The sequence below is a fragment of the Paenibacillus sacheonensis genome (genome assembly GCF_009909195.1).
Classification (GTDB): Bacteria; Bacillota; Bacilli; order Paenibacillales; family Paenibacillaceae; genus Paenibacillus_Z; species Paenibacillus_Z sacheonensis.
This window is the reverse complement of the sequence record NZ_JAAAMU010000014.1, coordinates 19,025-39,985: the sequence shown is the minus strand read 5'-3', so window position 1 is coordinate 39,985 and position 20,961 is coordinate 19,025. Positions and strand designations below refer to the sequence as shown.

At 59.0% G+C, this 20,961-nt stretch carries 17 protein-coding genes; 4 read left to right on the top strand and 13 right to left on the bottom strand.

The features are described from left to right. Window positions 1–17 precede the first annotated feature (17 nt). The 4 genes from GT003_RS22680 to GT003_RS22665 all read right to left on the bottom strand — a co-directional run bounded on the left by GT003_RS22680 (window position 18) and on the right by GT003_RS22665 (window position 5,710). Complete coding sequence (locus GT003_RS22680) at window positions 18–1,400, bottom strand: NAD(P)-dependent oxidoreductase (RefSeq protein ID WP_239566063.1); 1,383 nt, start codon at window positions 1,398–1,400, stop codon at window positions 18–20. Continuing rightward, window positions 1,390–2,712, bottom strand: a complete 1,323-nt coding sequence (locus GT003_RS22675) for a M20 family metallo-hydrolase (RefSeq protein ID WP_161702153.1) — start codon at window positions 2,710–2,712, stop codon at window positions 1,390–1,392. Before GT003_RS22675 ends, GT003_RS22680 begins: the two co-directional genes overlap by 11 nt. A 40-nt stretch (window positions 2,713–2,752) precedes the next feature. Next, window positions 2,753–4,063 (bottom strand): aspartate aminotransferase family protein, encoded by a 1,311-nt coding sequence (locus GT003_RS22670; RefSeq protein WP_239566071.1) that lies wholly within the window; start codon window positions 4,061–4,063, stop codon window positions 2,753–2,755. Between the two features lie 567 nt (window positions 4,064–4,630). After that, window positions 4,631–5,710, bottom strand: a complete 1,080-nt coding sequence (locus tag GT003_RS22665; protein WP_161702151.1) for a Gfo/Idh/MocA family protein — start codon at window positions 5,708–5,710, stop codon at window positions 4,631–4,633. Between the two features lie 278 nt (window positions 5,711–5,988). Here GT003_RS22665 and GT003_RS22660 point away from each other — a divergent pair, with 278 nt between their 5' ends. Beyond that, window positions 5,989–6,792: an AraC family transcriptional regulator gene (locus tag GT003_RS22660; RefSeq protein WP_170312312.1), complete on the top strand. Its 804-nt coding sequence runs from the start codon at window positions 5,989–5,991 to the stop codon at window positions 6,790–6,792. 91 nt (window positions 6,793–6,883) lie between these two features. Here the strand turns inward: GT003_RS22660 and GT003_RS22655 are convergent, their stop codons facing one another. The 5 genes from GT003_RS22655 to GT003_RS22635 all read right to left on the bottom strand — a co-directional run bounded on the left by GT003_RS22655 (window position 6,884) and on the right by GT003_RS22635 (window position 13,001). Next, a complete protein-coding gene (locus GT003_RS22655) occupies window positions 6,884–7,648 on the bottom strand; it encodes a sugar phosphate isomerase/epimerase family protein (RefSeq protein ID WP_161702147.1) in 765 nt (254 codons plus the stop codon). 82 nt (window positions 7,649–7,730) lie between these two features. Further along, window positions 7,731–8,453, bottom strand: coding sequence for a response regulator transcription factor (locus GT003_RS22650; protein WP_161702145.1), 723 nt, complete (start codon window positions 8,451–8,453; stop codon window positions 7,731–7,733). Window positions 8,454–8,597: 144 nt separating this feature from the next. Next, entirely contained in the window at window positions 8,598–10,409 is a 1,812-nt protein-coding gene (gene pnpS / locus GT003_RS22645; protein WP_161702143.1) for a two-component system histidine kinase PnpS, read from the bottom strand. A 51-nt stretch (window positions 10,410–10,460) separates the two neighbouring features. After that, on the bottom strand, window positions 10,461–11,423 hold the full coding sequence (locus GT003_RS22640; protein ID WP_161702141.1) for a bile acid:sodium symporter family protein: 963 nt from the start codon (window positions 11,421–11,423) through the stop codon (window positions 10,461–10,463). Window positions 11,424–11,456: 33 nt separating this feature from the next. Next, complete coding sequence (locus GT003_RS22635) at window positions 11,457–13,001, bottom strand: fumarate hydratase (protein WP_161702139.1); 1,545 nt, start codon at window positions 12,999–13,001, stop codon at window positions 11,457–11,459. 164 nt (window positions 13,002–13,165) lie between these two features. On the opposite strand from GT003_RS22635, the gene yfbR reads away from it, so the two are divergent. Next, window positions 13,166–13,759: a 5'-deoxynucleotidase gene (gene yfbR / locus GT003_RS22630; RefSeq protein WP_161702137.1), complete on the top strand. Its 594-nt coding sequence runs from the start codon at window positions 13,166–13,168 to the stop codon at window positions 13,757–13,759. A 749-nt stretch (window positions 13,760–14,508) separates the two neighbouring features. On the opposite strand, the gene GT003_RS22625 is transcribed toward yfbR, so the two are convergent. Then, on the bottom strand, window positions 14,509–15,036 hold the full coding sequence (locus GT003_RS22625; RefSeq protein WP_161702379.1) for a YfiT family bacillithiol transferase: 528 nt from the start codon (window positions 15,034–15,036) through the stop codon (window positions 14,509–14,511). A gap of 182 nt (window positions 15,037–15,218) precedes the next feature. On the opposite strand from GT003_RS22625, the gene GT003_RS22620 reads away from it, so the two are divergent. Beyond that, window positions 15,219–15,950 carry an alpha/beta hydrolase gene (locus tag GT003_RS22620; RefSeq protein WP_161702135.1) on the top strand — a complete coding sequence of 244 codons (732 nt, stop codon included), beginning with the start codon at window positions 15,219–15,221 and terminating at the stop codon, window positions 15,948–15,950. On the opposite strand, the gene GT003_RS22615 is transcribed toward GT003_RS22620, so the two are convergent. Further along, complete coding sequence (locus GT003_RS22615) at window positions 15,947–17,776, bottom strand: ABC transporter substrate-binding protein (protein WP_161702133.1); 1,830 nt, start codon at window positions 17,774–17,776, stop codon at window positions 15,947–15,949. The genes GT003_RS22620 and GT003_RS22615 overlap by 4 nt on opposite strands. Window positions 17,777–17,903: 127 nt before the next feature. Between GT003_RS22615 and GT003_RS22610 the strand changes: the two genes are divergently transcribed. Next, window positions 17,904–18,116: a hypothetical protein gene (locus GT003_RS22610; RefSeq protein ID WP_161702131.1), complete on the top strand. Its 213-nt coding sequence runs from the start codon at window positions 17,904–17,906 to the stop codon at window positions 18,114–18,116. 273 nt (window positions 18,117–18,389) lie between these two features. Here GT003_RS22610 and GT003_RS22605 read toward each other — a convergent pair whose 3' ends face one another. Both GT003_RS22605 and GT003_RS22600 read right to left on the bottom strand, forming a co-directional pair. After that, entirely contained in the window at window positions 18,390–19,436 is a 1,047-nt protein-coding gene (locus tag GT003_RS22605) for a Leu/Phe/Val dehydrogenase (protein WP_161702129.1), read from the bottom strand. 101 nt (window positions 19,437–19,537) lie between these two features. Then, entirely contained in the window at window positions 19,538–20,767 is a 1,230-nt protein-coding gene (locus GT003_RS22600; RefSeq protein WP_161702127.1) for an MFS transporter, read from the bottom strand. Window positions 20,768–20,961 lie beyond the last annotated feature (194 nt).

Genomic DNA, 20,961 nt, shown 5'->3' with positions numbered 1-20,961 from the left:
TAAGCTCGAAGCCCTCGTCAGATTGCCTCCGAACGCGGCTTTGCGGCAAAATGCCGCTCGATCGCGCGCGCCGCCCGTTTCCCCTGCTCCGCGGCCGATACGACCATCGCTTCGCCCTGCCCGGCTCCGAATGCGACATCGCCGGCCGCGTAGATCATCGGATGCGACGTTCGCCGCGTCTCCTCGTCGACGATGACGACGCCGCGGTTATGCGTGATGCCGAGCTGCTCGATCAGCTCGAGGCGCCGGGACTGACCGATCGCGAGGATGACGGCATCGACGGGCAGCAGAAACTCGGAGCCCTCGACAGGCATCGTCAATGCCCGGCCGTCCTTTCCGACGTCGCCTGTCAGCGCCATGCGGACGCATTCCAGATGCGTCACTTTACCGTCGGCGTTGCCTACGATGCGAACGGGAGCGGTCAGCCAGCTGAATTCCACGCCGTCCCGCTTGGCGAATTCGTATTCGAACGCGTACGCCGTCATTTCGTCCTTCGTTCGCCGGTACACCATCTTTACGTTATCCGCGCCGAGGCGCACCGAGCAGGTCGCCGCATCGATTGCCGTATTGCCCGCTCCGATTACCGCCACCCGCGCGCCCTTTAACGGCAGAGGCAGCTCGCCGGTCTTCGTCGCTTCCACGAACCGAATCGCATCGTATACGCCCTCGAGCGCTTCGCCTTCGATGCCGAGGCTCGGAACTTGACCCATGCCGACAGCCAGCACGACGGCGTCGTATTGCTCGATCAGCTCCGAGACGGCGATATCGCTGCCGACGCTGACTCCCGTTCGGATATCGACGCCGAGCTTCCGAACCTGCTCGACCTCCCACAGCGATACATGCTGCGGCAGCCGAAACGAGACGATGCCGTACGTATCGAGCCCGCCGGCGAGCGGTTTCGCTTCGAAGACCGTCACCGCAAATCCCGACCTTGCCAGCTCCCGCGCGGCCGATAGACCAGCCGGGCCGCCGCCGATGACCGCCGTTCTCCGCCCGTTCGATACGCCTGCTTGAAACAGCGTGGCGCCGCCGTTGATCGCCCAGTCCGTCGCGTAGCGCTGCAGCAAGCCGATCCGGATCGGCTCGGAGGCATCGTTCAATACGCAGGCGCCTTCGCACAATTCTTCCGTCGGACAGACGCGCGAGCAGCTGGCGCCAACGGGATTCGCGTCCATGATCGCGGCGGCCGCGCCCTTCAAGTTATCCGTGGCGATCCGCTTGATGAAGGACGGCACGTTAATGCCGGTCGGACAGGCTTTGATGCAGGGCGCATCGTAGCAATACAGGCACCGGTTGGACTCCTCCATGGCGGACCGCCGGGTCAAGCCCTGTTCCGTCTCCGCGAAATTCGCCGCGAATGCCTCGCGCGTCAGCCTCATGGTCGTTCGTTCATGGTCCATCCTGCTGTCCGCCTCCCGCCTGAAACGATAATGGCGCTGCCTTTGAATCCGTTGCCGATGAGGATGCCCCGCACAATTTCAGCGCCGTCCGATACAGGAGCTCCGTTCCGAGCGCGATATCTTCCGGGCTCGAGTACTCCTTCGGATTATGGCTGATGCCTTCCTTGCAGCGGACGAAAATCATCCCGTAATCGCAATAATAGGACATCGCGAGCGCATCATGGAACGGCCCGCTCATCAGCTCGGGGACGTCCAGGGACATCTCCTTCGCCGCCCCGCGAATCGTTTCCACGATCGTTTCGGCGCAATACCGCGGCTCGCTGTTGGTATCTTCCCGGATCTCCGCGGTGAGACCGTTCGCCTCGGCAGCCGAAACGATCAGCGCGCGAAGCTTCGCCTCCAGCGCGTCCCTGCGCGCCAGGTCGATATCGCGCAGGTCGACCGTGAACTGCACCTGCTCCGGAATGATGTTCCGCGAATCGGGAAAGACGCGCAGCGAACCGACCGTCCCCACCGTCGGCGCTCCCGGCTCGCCGGACGCCAGCTCCTGCAAGCCGACGATGATGCGCGCCGCCCCGGCCAAGGCATCCCGGCGCATCGGCATCGGCACGGAGCCGGCATGTCCGGCGAAGCCGTACAGGTCGACCGTCCACCATAGAGGACCGGATATGCCCGTTACGATGCCGACGGGCCGCCCCAGCGATTCCAGCACCGGTCCCTGCTCGATGTGCAGCTCCAGGAAAGCGCCGACGCGTCCCGGCGGATATTGCGATTCCGCGAACCGCTCCGGATCGCCGCCGAACGCCAACAATGCCTCCCTGCGCGTCACGCCGTTCTTGTCGGCCCGTTCCAGCTCGCCCGCTTCCAGCCGGCCGATCAGGCCTCGCGAACCGAACAAGCCCTTATTGAACCGGCAGCCTTCCTCGTCGCAGAACGCGGCCGCCTCGACAGGCACGGCCGGCACAAGGCCGCGCTCGGCGAACGTCTGGACCACTTCGATCGCGCCGAGCACGCCGATAATCCCGTCGAAGCGGCCGGCGTACGGCTGCGTATCGATATGGGAGCCGAGCATCAAGGACGGAGCGTCGGCATCCTCGCCTTCGATGCGGCCGATCAGGTTGCCGAAGGCGTCGATGCGGACCGCCATCCCCGCTTCCTCCATCCAGCCCTTCACGAGCTCTGCCGCTTCGCGGTCTTCCGGCGACAGCGCCAGCCGGCAGACGCCCGTTTCGCTGATCTTGCCGATCGCGGCAAGCTGCGCGATTCTATGATCCATCCGCTTCTCGTTAATCGTCAGTGCATGCTGCTGCATCGTTCTTGCCTCCTCCCGACTGAACTCGCCCCGGATACGGCTATGCCACAGGCGTTCCTTCCAGCTGATTGTTCATCACTTCCTTGAACGTCTCGCAGATAAACGTCACATCCTCGTCCGTGGAAGACAAAGGCGGGCAGAAAGTAAGCACGTTGTTGAAGCCTGCGACGGTATCGCCGTTGCGCCCGATAATCAAGCCGCGGCTTTTGCATTGCCCGATAATGCCTTTCACCGTCTCCGCGGATGCCGGCTGCTTCGTCGCCTTATCCGCGACGAGCTCGATGCCGAGCAGGAAGCCGAAGCTGCGGATATCGCCGACCAGCGGATGCGCGAGCAGGGTGCGCATCTCCGCATGCAGCCGCTCGCCGAGTATGCGGGCGCGCTCCACCAGACCTTCGCGCTCGATGATCTCCAGGTTCTTCAGCGCCAGCGCGCAAGCCGCCGGGTTGCCGCCGAACGTGTTCACATGGCGGAAATGACCGTAATCGCCCTGGCTTCCGAACCGTTCGTAGATCGACCTGCGCACGGCCGTCGCCGATAAGGGCAGATAGCCGCTGGTCAGCCCTTTGGCCATCGTGACGATGTCGGGCTTTAACCCGAAGTTGTGATGACCGAATTTGCGGCCGGAACGTCCAAAGCCGCAGATGACTTCGTCGATGATCAAGAGCACGCCATGACGGGCGCAGATTTCCTGCACGCGGTCAAGGTAACGCTGCTGCGGCACGAGAATCCCGCCGCCCGTAATGACCGGCTCCATAATGACCGCGGCGACCGACTCGGCAGCCTCCCATATGATCGCGTCCTCCAGATCCTGCGCGCACAGCAGATTGAACTGCTCCTCCGTCATTCCGTCCGGTCGACGGTAGCTGTCCGGCGGACGCACGTGCAGGAAGCCGCCGCCAAGCGGCTCGTATTTCAGCTTCCGCTGCGCCTGCCCCGTCGCCGACAGCGCGCCGGCGGATCCGCCATGGTACGCGCGATACCTGGAGACGAGCTTGTGCCTGCCCGGCTCGCCGTGCTGCTGCTGATACTGCCGGGCGATCTTGAAGGCGGCCTCGTTTGCCTCGGAACCGCTGTTCGAGAAGAAGACGACGTATTCGTCTTCCAGCCACTCGCTCAATTTCTCCGCGAGCCGGATCCCCGGCACGTGGCTTTGGGACAGCGGATAATACGGAAGCGCGAGCAGCTGCGCATACGCCGCTTCCGCAAGCTCTTTCCGGCCGTAGCCGGCATTCACGCACCATAGTCCCGACATCCCGTCGAGATATCGGTTGCCGTCGATGTCCGTGATCCATGATCCGGCACCTTCCGTGACGATCATCGGCGGGCTGGCCGCGTTATACGGCAGCATGCTGTGCCACAGATGCCGTCTGTCCTTATCCAGCAGGTCGCTGCGCTCCGGAGTGAAGTCCAACAAACGATCAGCCCCTTTTAAGAGTCTTTCAATTATTCAATGATCCTGGCACATGCGCCGCCTCCATGAAGGTTACCGCCGAAACGGGCTCCGATCCGTTCGGTTTCGAGCGCCCTCACTCCTTCGGTAAAATACCGTTCATACTAGATGTATACGTCGGCATCGGCTTCAGCAGTATCGAATACGGAATTGGCCATCATAATTCGCTTCGTGCATGACCGCCCGAAATATTCGCGCCTCCCGCACGTCCAATGATGTCAGCCTTCTTAACAGCATGGAATAAATTAATTCAATTTTCTGACTATTAAACTCATGTCTCCATGTTACCTCGTCCACAATCCCTCCGCAAGCGTTAAATCAGCTAACATTGCGCTTCTCGTTCGACTCCCTGCTCATGTAATCGCAGGTCGATGTCAGGAAAGCTGCGCTGCATCTATCCATCAAGGCGACAAAAAGCCCAAGGCGCTAACGCCTTGGGCTCTTGAGCGGCTATGCCGCGATGTTCTATTCGAAGTAAACCGCTTTGCCCGTGCTGGACGATTCGTAGATCGCTTCAAGAATTTCGGAAACGACGAGCGCTTGCTCCGGTTTCACGAACGTTTCTTTGTCGTTCAGTACGGCATCGATCCACCATGCTGCTTCAAGTACTTCGGCAGTCTCGCTAGCGCCTTCGTAGAAGGCAACGCCGCCGCTGTTCAGCTCGACGTTCTTCACGTACAGACGGCTGTTTTGCTCGCCGTTGATGCGAAGGCCGTCTTTCATGTCGGCGCCGGCTTTCGTACCGCTCAGGGATACTTTAGCTTCGTCGACTTCAAGGGAGTTCAGCGCCCAGCTGGATTCGAGGATAACGGTTGCGCCGTTTTTCATCGTGATCATCGCGAACGCGGAATCTTCGACCGTGAATTTCGCCGGATCCCAAGGACCCCATGCGTTTGCTGCATTCTCGGTTTGGGACAGCTTGTGGTATGCGCGGCCAAGCACGACAGCCGGCTCGTAGTTGTCCATCATCCACAGAACGAGGTCAAGCGCGTGCGTGCCGATATCGATAAGCGGGCCGCCGCCTTGTTTTTCTTCGTCCAGGAATACGCCCCAAGTCGGAACGGCGCGACGACGGATGGCGTGCGCTTTCGCGAAATAGATTTCGCCAAGCTCGCCGGATTGGCAAACTTCTTTCAGGTAGCGGCTGTCAGCGCGGTAACGGTTGTTGTAGCCGATGCTGAGTTTTTTGCCCGTGCGTTTTGCGACTTCAAGCATTTTGCGAGCGTCTGCGGCCGTTTTAGCCATTGGCTTCTCGCAAAGTACGTGTTTGCCGGCTTCCAGCGCGTCGATGGAAATAACCGCGTGGGAATCGTTTGGCGTGCAAACGTGGATCACGTCGATCGTTTTGTCTTGGAGAAGTTCTTTATAGTCAGCGTATACTTTCGCTTCTTCAGTGCCGTATTTCGCTTTCGCTTGCTCTGCTTTCTCGACGATGATATCGCAGAATGCTACGATTTCAGCTTCTTTCACTTGGGACAAGCTTGGAAGATGTTTGCCGTTCGCGATACCGCCGCAGCCGATAATACCTACGCGTGCCTTTGCCATTAAATTTCTACCTCCATAAGTCGGGAAATGATATAATTTGTAGTACGCGCATTCACGTCGGACTGGCCGGACATTCGAAACATGTCGAAAGCCGCATGCCAAGACTTCAATGAGCTGCACACTAGAACTAAGTATAGTGCAAGCCCTACCGAAAAATATAGGCGCTTTAATGGCCTGCTTTTATGTGATTTTGCTGTCGAAGGGATGATCCCGTGGAATTTTACAACGAGAAGGTCGTTTATGAAAACCCTCTATTGTCAATCAAAGTGAATCAGTCCATGCGTAACAACGACTTGTTCATCAATTGGCACTATCATCGGGAAATCGAATTGCTGCTCGTCCTGCACGGCGAGCTTGACGTAAATATCGAGGACGAAGTCGTTCGTCTCCAAAGCGGCGACATCGCCCTCATCGGATCCAGGCAGTTGCATCGCGACCGCAGTCTGAGCAGCCCGCTGAATTACATCGTGCTGCAGTTCGACCTGGAACACTTTATCGACCAAAGCTCCATGCCGTACATGCGGTTCTTCTCGGAGACCAAGAACCCGCTTAGCCGCGCGAACTATATCTTCCAAGAGAACGAGGCGGCGCGCGCCGATGCCGCGGCTTGCATCCAGTCCGTCCTCGAAGAGGTCACCGTCAAGCAGAACGGCTACGAGCTCGCCGTCAGCATGCTGATCAAGAAGCTGCTTCTCCTGCTCATCCGCAACGACGAGAAGCGCGTCCTGGCCGATCACGAGGACTTCGACCGCGCGCGCCTGCGCGGCGTCATCGATTACGTGGAGGAGCATCTAACCGACCGTATCCAAGTCGAAGAAGTGTCGAAGCTCGCCAATATGAGCTACTACTACTTCGTGAAATTTTTCAAAAAAGCGATCGGCCTGTCCTTCACCGAATACGTCAATTACCGCAAAATCAAATGGGCGGAACGGATCCTGCTCACGAAGGATCTCAGCATCTCCGAGGTCGGCGACCGGATCGGCATGCCGAACATGGCGCATTTCTACAAAATGTTCAAGAAATACAACGATTGTTCGCCCAAGCAGTTCCAGAAGAAAATGCTGGAGTGGAACCGGGCTTAGCACGGCGGCCTCAGCGGGGTTCTCTCAGCTCCCTGCCAGTCCCTGCCTGCTCTTGCCAGCCATTCCTGCGCATGCCTGGCTATCCGTATGTCTAACCGAACGTCCGCTTCATGAACGCCAGGCTTTCCGTCAGCTCTTTCTCGACATCGCCCACGCCGCATTCAGCCGAGATCATGCCTTGGTAACCGGCCGCCTTCAATCGAGCGGCGAATTCCGCGTAAGGATACGAACCCGTACCAGGCGCCAATCTTCCCGTGTCCGCGAGATGGATGTGCGCGAGCCAGTCCTTGTTTCTCGTCAGCGTATCCAGCGCTTCGTTTTCTTCTTCCATGTGATAGAAATCGGCCAACACGCGGACGGCGGGATGGTTAATCTGCTTCGCGATCGCGACGGCATCGTCGACGCTGTTGATGAAGTTGCATTCCTTCTTGTTCAGCGGCTCGATGGCCAGCGTCAGCCCTGCCCCGCCGAAATCCCCCGCGATCCATTCCAGCGTATGCAGCATCTCTTCCTCGCCTCTTGCGCGCTCCCAGCCCTCCGGCACGTTCCGCGAACGTCCGCTGCCAAGCACCACGGTCTTCGCTCCGATCCGGTGCATCGCTTCCGCGGCGGCGTGAATGTACCTTCTCGTGCGCTCTGTGTCCCTCTCGGGTCCGATCAGTTTAATATCGCCGGGGAAGAAAACGCTGAATGCGCTTACAGGCAGCGGACTCTCCAAGTAGATGGACAGCGCTTCGCGATGAGCATCGGCATTCTCCACTTGCAGCGAGACCACCGTGCATTCCATATAGTCGTATCCCAGCCGTTTCAATAATTCCGCGTCTTCGATGCCTCTGCACCATCCATAGGTAATCATGTCCAAAACACCTCCGTTAATATGTACATAGAAAAATGTACCATTTCCAGCTGTCGCGTCAAGCAAAACAAAAAAGCCCGAATCATCCGTTCGATGATCCGAGCTTCTTGGGCATGACGAGCTTGTAGCCGACGCCGCGTATCGATTCGATCTCGACCGACTGCTGTCCGAGCTCCAGCTTTTTTCGCAGCGAGCTGACATGCACGTCGACCGTCCGTTGGCCGCCGATGTAATCGAAGCCCCAGACGACGTTCATGAGATCGTCGCGCGTGATAACCATGCCTGGACGCTGCACGAGGTACAGCAGCACTTCGAACTCCTTCGGTCGCAACGGCACCGTCTCGCCGTTCAGAATAACCTCGTACCGCTCCGGATAGATCGAGAGATCCCCGGCCGTTATGACCTTGTCCGTCGATTCCGTCAGCTTGCCGTCATCTTGACCCGTGCGGCGCAGCACGGCCGATACGCGGGCGAGCAGTTCGGCTACGCCGAACGGCTTCGTCATGTAATCGTCCGCTCCCCGTTTCAGTCCCTGCACGACTTCCTCTTCGGCATTGCGGGCCGTCAGCACGATGACGGGCGTCCGGTTGCCGTTCTGGCGCAGACGGGACAAAATTTCAAACCCGTTCATTCCGGGCAGCATAATATCGAGAATAATTAGGTCAAACGAGCGCTGCAGCGCCACTTGCAGCCCCTCGGCGCCGTGATCGATCACGGTCGTGTCGTACCCTTCCTGAGACAGGTTGTACGAAAGCAATCTTGCCAATGTCGGCTCGTCCTCAATGACCAACACTTTTTGCGTCATGTTGACCCCCCGGCTGCCACGCTGTTTTCTTGCAGCATGGTCTTCACGTTTCTTTACACTATCATAGCATTGTTTCCGGCAAAGGGTAACCCCCTGCCGGACGGCTTCGGACGAGGGCAGCGCCTGCCGGATCGGCTTCCTCCGCTATTGAAGAACGGGAAGCTCGATCATGAAGGTCGACCCGACGCCCAACTTGCTTTCAACGGTAATCGTGCCTTTGTGCAGCTCGACCAAATGCTTGACGATGGAGAGACCAAGTCCCGTCCCGCCGGAGCTCCGGGATCTCGCCTTATCGACACGGTAGAAGCGTTCGAAGATGCGCGGCAGGTCCTTCTTAGGAATGCCCATACCCGTATCGGAAATATAAATGCGAATATGTTCATAATTCTCTAAGCCGTCTTCGTCCAGCACCGCGTTCGGTTCATGCACGGGCTCCACGGCGATCGACACGCTGCCGCCTTCCGACGTATAGGCGATGCCGTTTCCCAGCAAATTCATGATAATCTGACGCAGACGATCCTCGTCGGCCTCCACGTAGAGACCCGGCTCCACCTTCGCCGATATGCGAATCTGCTTGCGCACGGCTTCCGCGCTCATGAGCTCCAGCGTCTTGCCCACGAACGACGAGAGCTCGATCGGCGAAAACTGCAGCGGCACTCTGCGCGACTCGATCTTCGACAGTTCGAGGATATCGCCGATGAGTCGGTTCAGCCGGTCGCTTTCATCATAAATGATTTGCAGGAATGAACGGGCCGTCTCCGGATCGTCGACCGCGCCGCCGAGCAAGGTCTCGGCGAAGCCTTTCACCGCCGTGATCGGCGTCTTTAATTCATGCGAGACGTTCGCGACGAACTCGCTTCGCATCCGTTCCAGCCTGCGGATCGCCGTTACGTCCTGCAGGACGAGCAGGACGCCGCCGAATTCGTCGTTATCCTCGATAATCGGGACGAGATTGAGGTCCAGCAGACGCTCCTCCGGAAAATAAAACGTCACCTCGTCGCGCAGATGCTCCCTGCGCTCCATGGCCTCCTGGATGATTTTGGACAGCTCGTACTGCTGCTTCGCCGAAGCGTAATGATGGCCGACCAACTCGCGCGCGGAGAAGCCAAGCACTTCCTCGGCCATCCGGTTAAGCAGGACGATCGTTCCTTTCGCATCGATCATGACGACGCCGTTGATCATATTATCGAGCACGGACGCCAGCTGGCTTTCGTTCTGATGTATGCGGGCCATTTGGTCCTGCAGGCTATCCGCCATCGCATTGATCGCCAAGCCGAGCTCGCCGATCTCGTCGTTGCTCTTCACGGCGACCCTGGCGCGATAATCCAGATTTTTGATCCGTTTGGAAACCCGCGTGATTTGCTCCAGCGGCCGCGTCAAGCCAAGCGCGACCCGATAACTGATCAGCGCCGCGACCGCGAACAGCACGACCAGTCCCATGAGGAGCGCCGCCCAAATCCGCTGCACGCTCTCGTCCGCCTTCTTCAGGCTGAGCGCCAGCCGGATGATGTCCGAATTCGGATCGGAAGGATGGACGAGCATGGCGACGTACAGCAGGTTTTGCTTGATCGTGTCGCTGTAGCGGGTCGTCCGGCCGACGCCTTCCTTCTTCGCCTGGACGATTTCCTTCCGGGTGGAATGATTGTCCATCGTAACAGGATCGTGATCGGAATCGCCAAGTACGACCCCGTCGCCGCGGACGAACGTCACTCGGGTATCCGTAATCGACTTCAGATGCTTCGCTTCCTCCGTGTAGTAGCCGAACAGCTCGTTCGGATCGCCCTGCTTCCAGTCCATGCCGTCCAGGATGACCTTCATCTCCCGCACCATGTTGTCCTGAAGAGCTTCCAGATGGTTGTCCCTGTATGTCTTGCCCATGAATAATCCGGCGGCCAGCACCGCGAGTCCGATCATCCCGATCAGAATCAGCGTGAGCCGCACGCGAAAGCTGCTCATCGTTCTTCTCAACCTCCAGGCCTTTTCCGTCAATGACCATCGTATATCCACTTAGCCTTCTGCGCCAGCCGTCGAATTATGAAGCTTTTGTAAAACATAATGGTGCACCGTTGCCAGCGGCTGTTGAATCAGGATGGACAGCACGACCGGAACCGCCGTCAGCGGGCTGAAATACGCCATGGCGATTACGATCCCGAGCGATATGTTGCGCATCCCCGTCGCATACGACACCGTCACCTGCAGTTCCCGGTCCCGGTAACGCATGGTACCGAAGTAGCCGACCGCGTAGCAAAGGCCCACCATGACGAGCGAAAGCGGGATCAGCTTCAGCAGATCGCCCTGCAGCTGCTCCGTGTAAGGCGCGATGGCCGCCGCGTTCAGCATGACGACGCCCACGAAGCAGAGCTTCGAGAGAGGCGCCGCAAACGGCTTAACCGCCGCTTGTATGCGCCCTTTGGACAGCTCGTACAAGACGACGCCGATTATCGTCGGGACCACGATGATGAGCAGCAGATCGTTGATCATTTGTCCCGTATTCGTCTGAATCTCCTGATGGAACAGCAGGTGGACCCCTCCGGGAACGACGATCGGACTGAGCGCGGAATCGATGACGACCATCGCAAGCATGAGCGGAATGCTGCCGCCCGACATGCCGACCCACAGCACCGTGGAGACGCCGAGCGGAATAATCGTGAACAGGACAAGGCCGACGACGTAAGGCGAGTCCGCGCCGAAGAACAGCGTGCCGATGCCGTAGGCAATAATTGGCGACAGCACGTGCGCGATAACAAAGGTCAGGACCAGGACGCCCGGCCTGCGCAATACCTCGCGCAGTTGGGCGAGTCCGCAGCCGATGGCCATCGTCAGCGTCACGTAAGCGAACAGATAGGGCACGGCGGGCACCAGGCTCTGCAGCCGCGAAGAAAAAAAGAATCCCAGGACGAGTGATCCGGGGATAATAAGAAACATCCATTGTTCAAATCTGGCGTTAAAGGCAAGTCCGAAGCTGCGCATAAGACATCCTTTCCGCATCTGTTTCTACATGGGCTATTTAAACACCGGCGCTTTGAACTGCTCGAGCTTCGCGAAGGAATCCTTGTCGACGTCCGCATGGAGACTGTTGCCGTGCGAATCCATCGTCACGACGGCGGCGAAGCCTTCCGTCTTCAGATGCCACATCGCTTCGGGAATGCCGAATTCCATGAAGTCGACGCCGTTGACGTTCTTGAAGCATTCCGCGTAATATTGCGCGGCGCCGCCGATCGCATTCAGGTAGACCGCGCCATGATCCTGCAGCGCGGCCAGCGTCTTGGCCCCCATGCCGCCTTTGCCGATGACGGCGCGGATGCCGAATTTCTTGATGATGTCGCCTTGGTAAGGCTCTTCCCGGGCGCTTGTCGTCGGTCCGGCCGCTTTGACATGCCAGCCCGCTTCGTCCTTGAGCATGACCGGTCCGCAGTGGTAGATGACGGAGCCGTTCAGATCGATCGGCGCGTCGTGATCCATCAGATGGTGGTGGATCGCGTCGCGGCCCGTATGCATTTCGCCGTTGATGATGACGATGTCGCCGACCTTCAGGCTGCGTACGTCAGCTTCGGACAGCGGCGTGTTCAGGACAACCTCGCGGCGCTCCGCGCGCTCTGTCACCGCTTCAGCCGCTTCGTCCGCCGCATTGTTCTTCATCGGCGTGTCGGAACCGCCCGGATAAATCCACGATCGGATCTCGCCGCTCTCCGCGTTCAACAGCACGCCTTGACGGCGGTACGCCCAGCAGTTGTAAGCGACCGAGACGAAGTAGCTCGCAGGGAGACGGTTCATGACGCCGATTTTACAGCCGAGCAGCGTGACCGCGCCGCCGAAGCCCATCGTTCCGATGCCGAGCTTGTTGGCATTCTCCATGACGTACTCTTCGAGCTGCTGCAGCTCCGGAATGGCGTTCGCGTCATCCGTGTGCCGGAACAGCTGCTGCTTCGCCAGCTCGTAACCCGTCGTCCGGTCGCCGCCGATGCCGACGCCGATGAAGCCGGCGCTGCAGCCTTGGCCTTGGGCCTGGTAGACGGCATGCATGATGCATTTGCGGATGCCGTCGAGATCGCGGCCGGCTTTGCCGAGTCCCGGAATTTCCATCGGCAGGCTGTATTGAATGTTTTTGTTCTCGCAGCCGCCGCCTTTGAGAATCAGGCGAACGTCGATGTCGTCCTTCTCCCATTGCTCGAAATGAATGACCGGCGTTCCCGGTCCGAGGTTATCGCCCGTGTTGGCGCCCGTCAACGAATCGACGGAGTTCGTGCGCAGCTTGCCGTCCTTGGTCGCGCGCGCGATCGCGGAGCGAATCTGCTGTTTCATGACGATTTGGTTCGCGCCTACGGGCGTATGCACGACGAAGGTCGGCATGCCCGTATCCTGACAGATCGGAGACACGTTGTTCTCCGCCATTTCGATATTCGTGGCGATCGTCGAGAGCGACATGCCCGCGCGCGTCGCGCGGTCTTCCGCCTCCTGCGCCGCTTGAATAACCTTCCGGACATCACCTGGAAGGTTGGTTGAAGTTTCAACAATGAGGTCGTATACGCTTTGTTCAAAATGCTGCATGAGTCAGACATGGCTCCTCTCTCTAGTAGATCTTCGGCATTCCCTATATAATCTTATATGATAATCACTATAATATATCATACCACATCGGAACTGGGCGGGCACGCTGCTTTTGCGGTCCGCGGCCGCCTCCTGTTTCCTGCAGGAAAGGAACATCGCGCCATATGGACAGTCATTTCACGGCTTATATGTACCGCCTGCGCTACATCGAGCGCTGGAGCCTCATGCGCAATACGACCCGCGAATCGGTCGCCGAGCATTCCTATCATGTCGCGCTGCTCGCGCATATGCTGTGCGAGATCGGCAACCGCCTATTCGGACGGTCGCTCGATGCCGACCGCGCGGCGTCGATGGCCTTGTTCCACGACGCCGCCGAGGTATTCACCGGCGACATCCCGACGCCGGTCAAGCATCACAATCCCAAGATGCTCGCGAATTTCCGCGAGATCGAAGCGATGGCAGCGGAGCGGCTGCTCGGCATGGTGCCGGAGCCGCTGCGCGACGCCTACGAGCCGCTCATCATCGGCTCGGGGACGGACGCCGAACAGGACGAGCTGCTCAAGATGGTGAAGGCGGCCGACCTGCTCGATGCGTATATGAAATGTTTATCCGAGCTGTCCTCCGGCAACCGCGAGTTCGCCGTGGCCAAAGGACAGACGGAGCTCAAGCTCGCCGCCCTCGGCATGCAGGAGGTCGACTGGTTTCTGACCGAGATGGCGCCGAGCTTCAGCAAAACGCTCGACGAATTGTCGGAATAGCTGCGACTCGCACGGCAGGGGCTGCTAGCAGGGGCTGCAAGCTGCCGGCATGACTGCTGGCCTGGCGTGACGTGAGCGTTTTTGCGCCCGGAACGAGCGCATCGGGCTCTTGAGTTGTTCTCGGGATTTCCATCATGCCAGCAAAAACAGCCAGTCCCGATACGGGACTGGCGTGAGTGTTTGGCAGCCGGAAGGAAACCGCGCATTTTTCTCGGGAGTTGTTCTCGGCATTTCAATCGTGTCAGTAAAAACAGCCAGTCCCGATACGGGACTGGCTGTTTTTAAGTTGAACGTTCGCAAGCTGCTCATCCGCCGAAGCTGCGACTCATACGCGCAGCTGACCGCTACGAGTGTCACGCACCTGAACAAGCTTCCGCACGAAATAGTGCGTAGCTGCACTTATTTTCGACGATTACCTTCGGAAAAATGGAAATAGATGCAAATCTGCAACTAATTGACCGATTTCCAATCATTTTCGCCGACAACCGTCCGAATAAGTGCACTTTTGCATTTATTTCGAGGGCAGCATGCTGTTCTTCGATAATTAGGTGCAGATATGCACTTATTCGAGAGTACGCGAGAGAATGAATGCTGGATTTCCAGTCTCATGACGGGAAGCAGGCGTAGGCGGCATAAACACCTTTTCCATGCCGCGACGCAGACGGATGCCGGACTCGTTCGCTTGGAACTCCGCGTCATGCGTCGCGCAACTTATTCACCCACCTCAAAAAAGGCAGGCGCTTCCGAGCTTACCAGCCCATCCGCTTCTTCAGCTCCGTAATATGCGCCAGGTGATGCTTACCGTGCCACGCATAAATGCCGAGATTGCGGTCGAGCGGCGTCTCTCTGCCGGATTCCGGGTGCACGAAGGCACGCTTGTATTCCGTCTCGCTCAGACTGGCCAGCAGCTTGACCCATCGCGCATGCAGGCTTTCCACGAGATCGAGGGACAGCTCTACCGGCGTGCCGACCGAATCGGGCAGCTCCGCCCAGCGTTCTTCATCATAAGGCTTGATGGTCGGTTTCTCTTCCGTCAATGCCAGCTTGAACCGCATATAACTGTTGATATGGCTGTCCGCGAGATGGTGCACGACCTGACGGACCGTCCAGCCGCCGTCTCTGTACGGCGTGTCCAGCTGCGCCTCGGACAAGCCGCTTACAGCGTCCTTCAGAAGAGCCGGCAGCGCTGCGATTTCCTCGATCCACCGCGCGCGAACCGCATCGGTCATTTCGGCCGGAGCCGCGAACCGTCCGATCGGGTATTTTAATACTTCCATGTCCACTGTCATCGCACAAGCACCTCATCCTCGTCGTTTATCGTCTTCCATAGTATAACAGGCTTCGGCTTCCCGTGAGCATCGCCGCCATTCGAAACCGCAGGCCAAATCGAGTATACTGCTAGTCAAGACTACCCTTGCATCATGTTTGACCATCGGCATGACATAGGAGATGTGAACATTTGAATACACACGAACAGCGAGGCGAAATTAGCGGCATGCCCTGCCTTGCCTTTTCTGCGGCGACAGCGCCAGTAGGCCAAATCGTGCTGCTGCACGGCTGGGGATCCACGATGGACAGCTACGCCTTCTTCGCATCCCAAATCGCAGGCTGGGGCCGCAAAGTAATCGTTCCCGAGCTGCCCTGGCATGGCGAGCGGGGCACCCTTGATTATTGGAAAACCGAGACCTTGCAGACCCGCTTCTGGGAAGTCGTCCTGCAGGGCGTTCGAGAAGTGGACGCGATCGCCGCGGAGCTCTCCAGCGAATCGGAGCTTCCCGTCACGGTCATCGGGCATTCCGCCGGCGGCTTTATCGCCGCGGGCGTGCACGCTGGATCGCCTCATATCGCTTCCTCGGTCGTCATCAACGGTTCATGCGCCTGGATTCGGTTCGAAGAGCTCCTGCGCGAGTCGAGTGGCCTGCCCCCGATGGAGCCGGGAGATCGCGCCGCCATGTCCCCGCATGACCCGATGAACCGCATTCTCTCCGGCCCGGCGAAGCCGCTTCTGCTGCTGCACGGCCTGGAGGATACGATCGTTCCGATCGGCAGCCAGCAATATTTCGCCGATGAGCTCGCGAAGCGGCCCGGCTCTGCAGACTTCGTTCAATTCCATACGTTCGAGAGGCTTAATCACGTGATAACGCTCGGCATGCTGCAGCGGATTCACGCGTTTCTCGGCGGCGCTTCCTAAGCGCCCTCCGGAGGCGCTTCCCCCTCCCCGGATTGCACCCATACGTCCTTGAAATCGATCCAGCCGAGCGGCGACAGCGCGATTCCGCGCAAGCTCGGCTTGTAGGCTTTGTGGCTCTTCTTGTGCAGCAGGAACAGCACCTGCGTCTCCTCCCGGACCCGCTCCTCGATCTCGTCCAGCAGAAACCGCCGTTGTTCCGTCGTTGGCGACGCGACCGCCAGATCGATCCGTTCCTTGGCCCAATCCAACAGCTGCGGATCCATATGGGCGTTCAGGAAGCTTCCCCGCTGCTCGTACGTCTCGATCTCGCACACCTCGTCCTCGGCGAACACGAGGCTGTACAAAATGGCATCCGCTTCCCGCAGCACCTCTTCATCGCGATGGTCATGTCCGTCCAATAGCCGAATCTCCACCGGAACCCCGAATTCCGCGCAGCGCGCCTGCATCCATGTCGCGTCGAGCATATGCACGGGCCTCGTGAGGATCGTGAAGGGCTCGCCGCCATAGGCTGCATCGCGCAGAAGCCCGCGTGCCTGTTCTCCGTCGCAGCGCACGTGGCGGAGCGGCGTATGCGCGCCGGGGCGAAACCCGCGCGCGGCGTAGATGCGCTCCTCGCCCAGCTCCTCGACCATGCGAGACCGATCGAGCAGCAGGTCGATTGCCTTGCGGAAGAGCGGCGAACGCTGCGGTCCGTCCATCCGCCGGTTCCAGGTCAGCAGCATGCAGCCCTGCAGCAGCGATTCCACTTCGGCCCAGCTGTCGCCGCTGTCTCCCTTTCTCTCCTTGTCGTCATGGTCGAATGCCAGCCGCTCCCAGCAGTGCGCCGACTGCGCCGCTTGATCGGCCGGCACGAAAGCGATGACGACGCCGTCCAGATGCGCGCGTCCTTGATAGTAGTCGGCGTTCGCTTTCAGCGTGAATCGATCCTCGTTCCACTCCGCGAAACGAAATGGCCCCGTGCCGGACGGCTGCCGCCAGAACGCCTCCTCGTCGAGCAGGATGGCATCCTTGGGCAGTATGGAAGCGGCCGTCGAGCAAAGGAAGCGATGGAAGATCCGGTTCGGCTTGGCCAGCTCGATCGCGACGGAACGGCCGGCGGTCTCGATGGCGACGACATTGCGAAGCAGCCAGCTGTTCGAACGGTCATCCCGCAGCCGCTCCAGCGTGAAGCGCACGTCCTCCGCGTCCAGCTCATGCCCGTGATGGAAGAATACGCCCCGCCGCAAATGAAACTGCCACCGCTTCGCGTCAGCCGAGCACTCCCAAGCATGCGCCAGCGCAGGGCTTACCCGATCCGCAGCCGGATCGAACCGCACGAGCCGATCGAACAGCTGGCGGATGATATGGGCGTCGAACGCATAATACACCTCTGCGGGATCCAGCGTGACGAGCGGCACGTGAACGGGCAGCCGGAGCGTGTCCACCTGACGCTCGCCGCCGTCCCCTTCAGAGCGGTAGCCGAAGTGCCGCGTCAGCCATTCGTTGAAGCGATCCTTGGCAAGCGTCCCTTCGCCATGGTTGAGGATAAGCTCGAACGCCTGCTTGTAGCTCTCCTTGCCCGCAAACGCCTTGGCGGCGTCCAGAAGCACGGTCTCCCGCTCCGCCCGGAACACGATATGCGACCGGTTGCCTCTTCCCAGGCCGGGCCGCCAATGAATCCAGCCCTCCTCCTCCATCCGGCGCAGAATCAGCTTGGCGTTGCGAGCCGTACAGTACAGCGCCTGCGCGAGCTCGCCCAGCGTCGCTTCGATCGGCGCCCCGAAGACCCCGCGCTCCGCGAAGCGCGAATACAGCTCCAAGTAACGTTCCGCATGTACTCCCTGCATGGTCCGGCCTCCTTCTCCATCTCCCTTGTTCGTTAAAAGGGGAAATCCATTTCTTACATTCTACACTTTTTATCCCCTTTTCGCTCCCCCATAATGAAGGTAGAACAAAACCAGGGAGGAAACAGCGATGAATGGATATTTGGTACCGTACACGGAAGCAAAACTGAGGCAGTACCGGCAGGTGGAGAAGGAGCTGGAGACGCTCATGCCGGGCAGCCAGATGGAGAATAGGGGAAAAAGGCGGAAGCCGGCGCTCGGCTTCGTGGCGACGACATGGTTTCCGTTCACGACGGCGCGCAAACGGCAAACCGAAAGACGGCTCGACTCTTCCGAAGAGTGACGAGCCGTCTTTTTCTGTCTATATAGGCTGTTCAACTCGTTTCATTTCATGTTCCTTGCTCGGTCCTTACTCTGTTCCTTGCTTGTTCCATTCACTGTTTCTTGCTCCGGTCTATTCACTCATTCATGTTCTGCTCCAAATCACTATTCCTTCTACTGTTCTTATCACTACTCATTGCAATGTTCCTTAATCCTTGCCTATTCCATTCACTATTCCTTGCTCTGCTTACACGCTTCCATTACGTGCCCAAGCCCGTTCACGTCCGCACCGCCCTCAAGGCGCGGCCAGCTTCTCCTCCGCCATCAGCTTCGCGGCCTGACCTGTCGGCACGGTCTCGGCTCGCGCGCGGCGATAGACCGCCAGCAGCATACCGTATATGCGCTCCACGCCGCGCTTCAGTTCCTGCACGGACTGCCCTTGCAGCTCCCCGGCCGTGATGATGAGTCCGCCCGCGTTGATGACGAAATCCGGTGCATACAGAATTCCTCGCTGCTCCAGCTCTTCGCCGTGACGCGCCTCCTCCAGCAGCTGATTGTTGGCCGAACCCGCGACGATGGCGCACCGCAGCTTCGGTATCGTGTCGTCGTTCAGAATGCCGCCGAGCGCGCATGGAGCGAAAATATCGCAGCTCTCGCCGTAGATGGCGTCCGTCGCCACCGCGCGTGCATGGCACGACTTCACCGCCCGGTCCACGAGCAGCTGATCGATGTCCGTGACGATCAGGCTCGCCCCCGCGTCGCGGAGCAACCCGCATAACAGAAACCCGACCTTTCCAAGCCCTTGCACCGCGACGGTCCGCCCGCTCAGATCGCCGCTGCCCAGCAAGTAATCGGCCGATGCCTTCATGCCGAGGAACACGCCGTAAGCCGTCATTTCCGCCGTAAAATCGCCTGTCGCCATCAAAGTGCCCGTCGTATCGGTCACATGAGCCGTTTCCAGCCGAATCCAATCCATATCCCGCACCGTCGTACCGAGATCGACACCCGACAAATAGCGTCCCTGCAGCCGATCGATGAACCGGCCCAAGGCGCGGAATTTCGCTTCGCTCTTATCCGTGGACGGATTGCCCACGATAACCGCCTTGCCTCCGCCGTAGGGCAGTCCGAAGAAGGCGGCTTTATACGTCATGCCTCGCGCCAGCCGGACCGCATCCGCGACGGCATCGTTCTCCGAATCGTAGACCCACATCCGGCAGCCGCCCAGCGCGGGACCCATCTTCGTGCTATGAATGGCGATGACCGCCTGCAGCCCGGACCGCTCCTCCTGGCAGAACACGACCTGCTCCACCTGCAGGCGTTTCATTTCCTTCCAAACGTCCATGCCGCGCACCCCCTTCGTACGAGACTACATCGTATGAGGCGAACGGATGAAATATGTATGGCAAGCGATGGAAGCCGTTCAGGATGCAAGCCCCGCAGCAGCTACTCCCGGATCAGCCAGAACAGCGCAAACTGCATAACCGCCATGAAGACCAGAACGACAGGGAGCCAATAGGACGTCAGGTCGCCGGACAACACGAGCAGCAGCAGAATCGAGACGACCCGTCCCGTATTCAGGAACGCCTCGCGCATGACGACCGATTCGACCCGAAGCTGGCCTTTGAGCGGCAGCTTGCCGATCAAGCCATAATAGTAGGAGGTGAGCGTATTGACCGCCAGCGGGTTGCAGATCGAGAACGCGATCATAAACACGACCACGGTCCATGTCGTCACGTCGTACAGCAGAAAAACGGACCCGAGCACGATGCCGCCGGATGAGTACAGCACGAATTTGCGCACCGGCTCTTTGCCGACCCGCCTGGATATCATGTAGCCCATACCGACGGTAAGCCCAGAGAAGAACACGCCCAAATAACCGACGAGATCCTCGCGGCCGACGGTTTGGAAGAGCAGAATATTGGGCAGGAAAAGCATGATGCCCTGAAACAAGCCGAGAACGAGGAAAGCGGCGAGTCCTCTGACCCAAAGCGAGTTGCGCCGCATGACCAGTCCCATCAGCTTCAAGTAATACGCCTTATGGTGCGACACGAGCATCGGAATGCGGAAGCTGATGACCGACGCCGCGACGAACATGAGAAAGGCGATCAAGAACACGAAAATATAGCCGCTGAGCCCGCCGCTCAGATGAATGATAAATCCGGCCAGCGCCGGCCCGATCAATCCCGCCGAGTTGAATACGACCATGTTGACCGCCAGAAAACGAACCCGGTTCTGCTCCGTCGATACGTCGTACATCAGCACCAGGTATCCGGTCCAGTACAACCCGCCCGCGATGCCGCTAAAGACGGCAAACGGGATGTACCAAGAAGCGACGTGCTCCTGCGCGAGCACCACGAACAGGTAGAAAACCGCGATTGCCATGATGCCGAGGCGGTAGGTGACCATCCGGTCCTTGCGCTTCGTAAGCTTGCCTCCGATCGCGAATGCCGCCGGCGTAACCAAGAATACGATGAGGTTATAGACGCCGTTGACGTACAAATCCTGCGTAAGCCGCCATAAATACAAATTCAGAAACAATCCCGACATGGAGGCTCCGAACTGAAAGCAGCCATGAATCAGAAGCGCGGTCACCGCCTCTTTTCCGAGCCGTCTTTCCGGCGCCGCAGCAGCCGTTCTTCTCGCTTGCCATCGAAGCCCGATTCCAGCCTTCATTCACCCATGTCCCCTTAGACCGCATAGCCGTTGTCGGCTTGGTGTCATTGTAAGACACGGGCCGCGTTCGAGGAAAGCGTTCTCAACCGAATGGCAGGCCGAATTCGGCGGTCTGCTGCCCTGCTCATTCGTTATGGCAACAAAATAACCCTTTCTGACCCGTATCGTCCGCATGGGTGTTCCAATTGCCGCTT

Bases quoted from the DNA above. Each gene is read 5' to 3' on its own strand.
- GT003_RS22680 (WP_239566063.1), bottom strand. From the start codon at position 1,400: ATGGACCATGAACGAACGACCATGAGGCTGACGCGCGAGGCATTCGCG.
- GT003_RS22675 (WP_161702153.1), bottom strand. From the start codon at position 2,712: ATGCAGCAGCATGCACTGACGATTAACGAGAAGCGGATGGATCATAGA.
- GT003_RS22670 (WP_239566071.1), bottom strand. From the start codon at position 4,063: ATGCTGCCGTATAACGCGGCCAGCCCGCCGATGATCGTCACGGAAGGT.
- GT003_RS22665 (WP_161702151.1), bottom strand. From the start codon at position 5,710: ATGGCAAAGGCACGCGTAGGTATTATCGGCTGCGGCGGTATCGCGAAC.
- GT003_RS22660 (WP_170312312.1), top strand. From the start codon at position 5,989: ATGCGTAACAACGACTTGTTCATCAATTGGCACTATCATCGGGAAATC.
- GT003_RS22655 (WP_161702147.1), bottom strand. From the start codon at position 7,648: ATGATTACCTATGGATGGTGCAGAGGCATCGAAGACGCGGAATTATTG.
- GT003_RS22650 (WP_161702145.1), bottom strand. From the start codon at position 8,453: ATGACGCAAAAAGTGTTGGTCATTGAGGACGAGCCGACATTGGCAAGA.
- pnpS (WP_161702143.1), bottom strand. From the start codon at position 10,409: ATGAGCAGCTTTCGCGTGCGGCTCACGCTGATTCTGATCGGGATGATC.
- GT003_RS22640 (WP_161702141.1), bottom strand. From the start codon at position 11,423: ATGCGCAGCTTCGGACTTGCCTTTAACGCCAGATTTGAACAATGGATG.
- GT003_RS22635 (WP_161702139.1), bottom strand. From the start codon at position 13,001: ATGCAGCATTTTGAACAAAGCGTATACGACCTCATTGTTGAAACTTCA.
- yfbR (WP_161702137.1), top strand. From the start codon at position 13,166: ATGGACAGTCATTTCACGGCTTATATGTACCGCCTGCGCTACATCGAG.
- GT003_RS22625 (WP_161702379.1), bottom strand. From the start codon at position 15,036: ATGGAAGTATTAAAATACCCGATCGGACGGTTCGCGGCTCCGGCCGAA.
- GT003_RS22615 (WP_161702133.1), bottom strand. From the start codon at position 17,776: ATGCAGGGAGTACATGCGGAACGTTACTTGGAGCTGTATTCGCGCTTC.
- GT003_RS22610 (WP_161702131.1), top strand. From the start codon at position 17,904: ATGAATGGATATTTGGTACCGTACACGGAAGCAAAACTGAGGCAGTAC.
- GT003_RS22605 (WP_161702129.1), bottom strand. From the start codon at position 19,436: ATGGACGTTTGGAAGGAAATGAAACGCCTGCAGGTGGAGCAGGTCGTG.
- GT003_RS22600 (WP_161702127.1), bottom strand. From the start codon at position 20,767: ATGAAGGCTGGAATCGGGCTTCGATGGCAAGCGAGAAGAACGGCTGCT.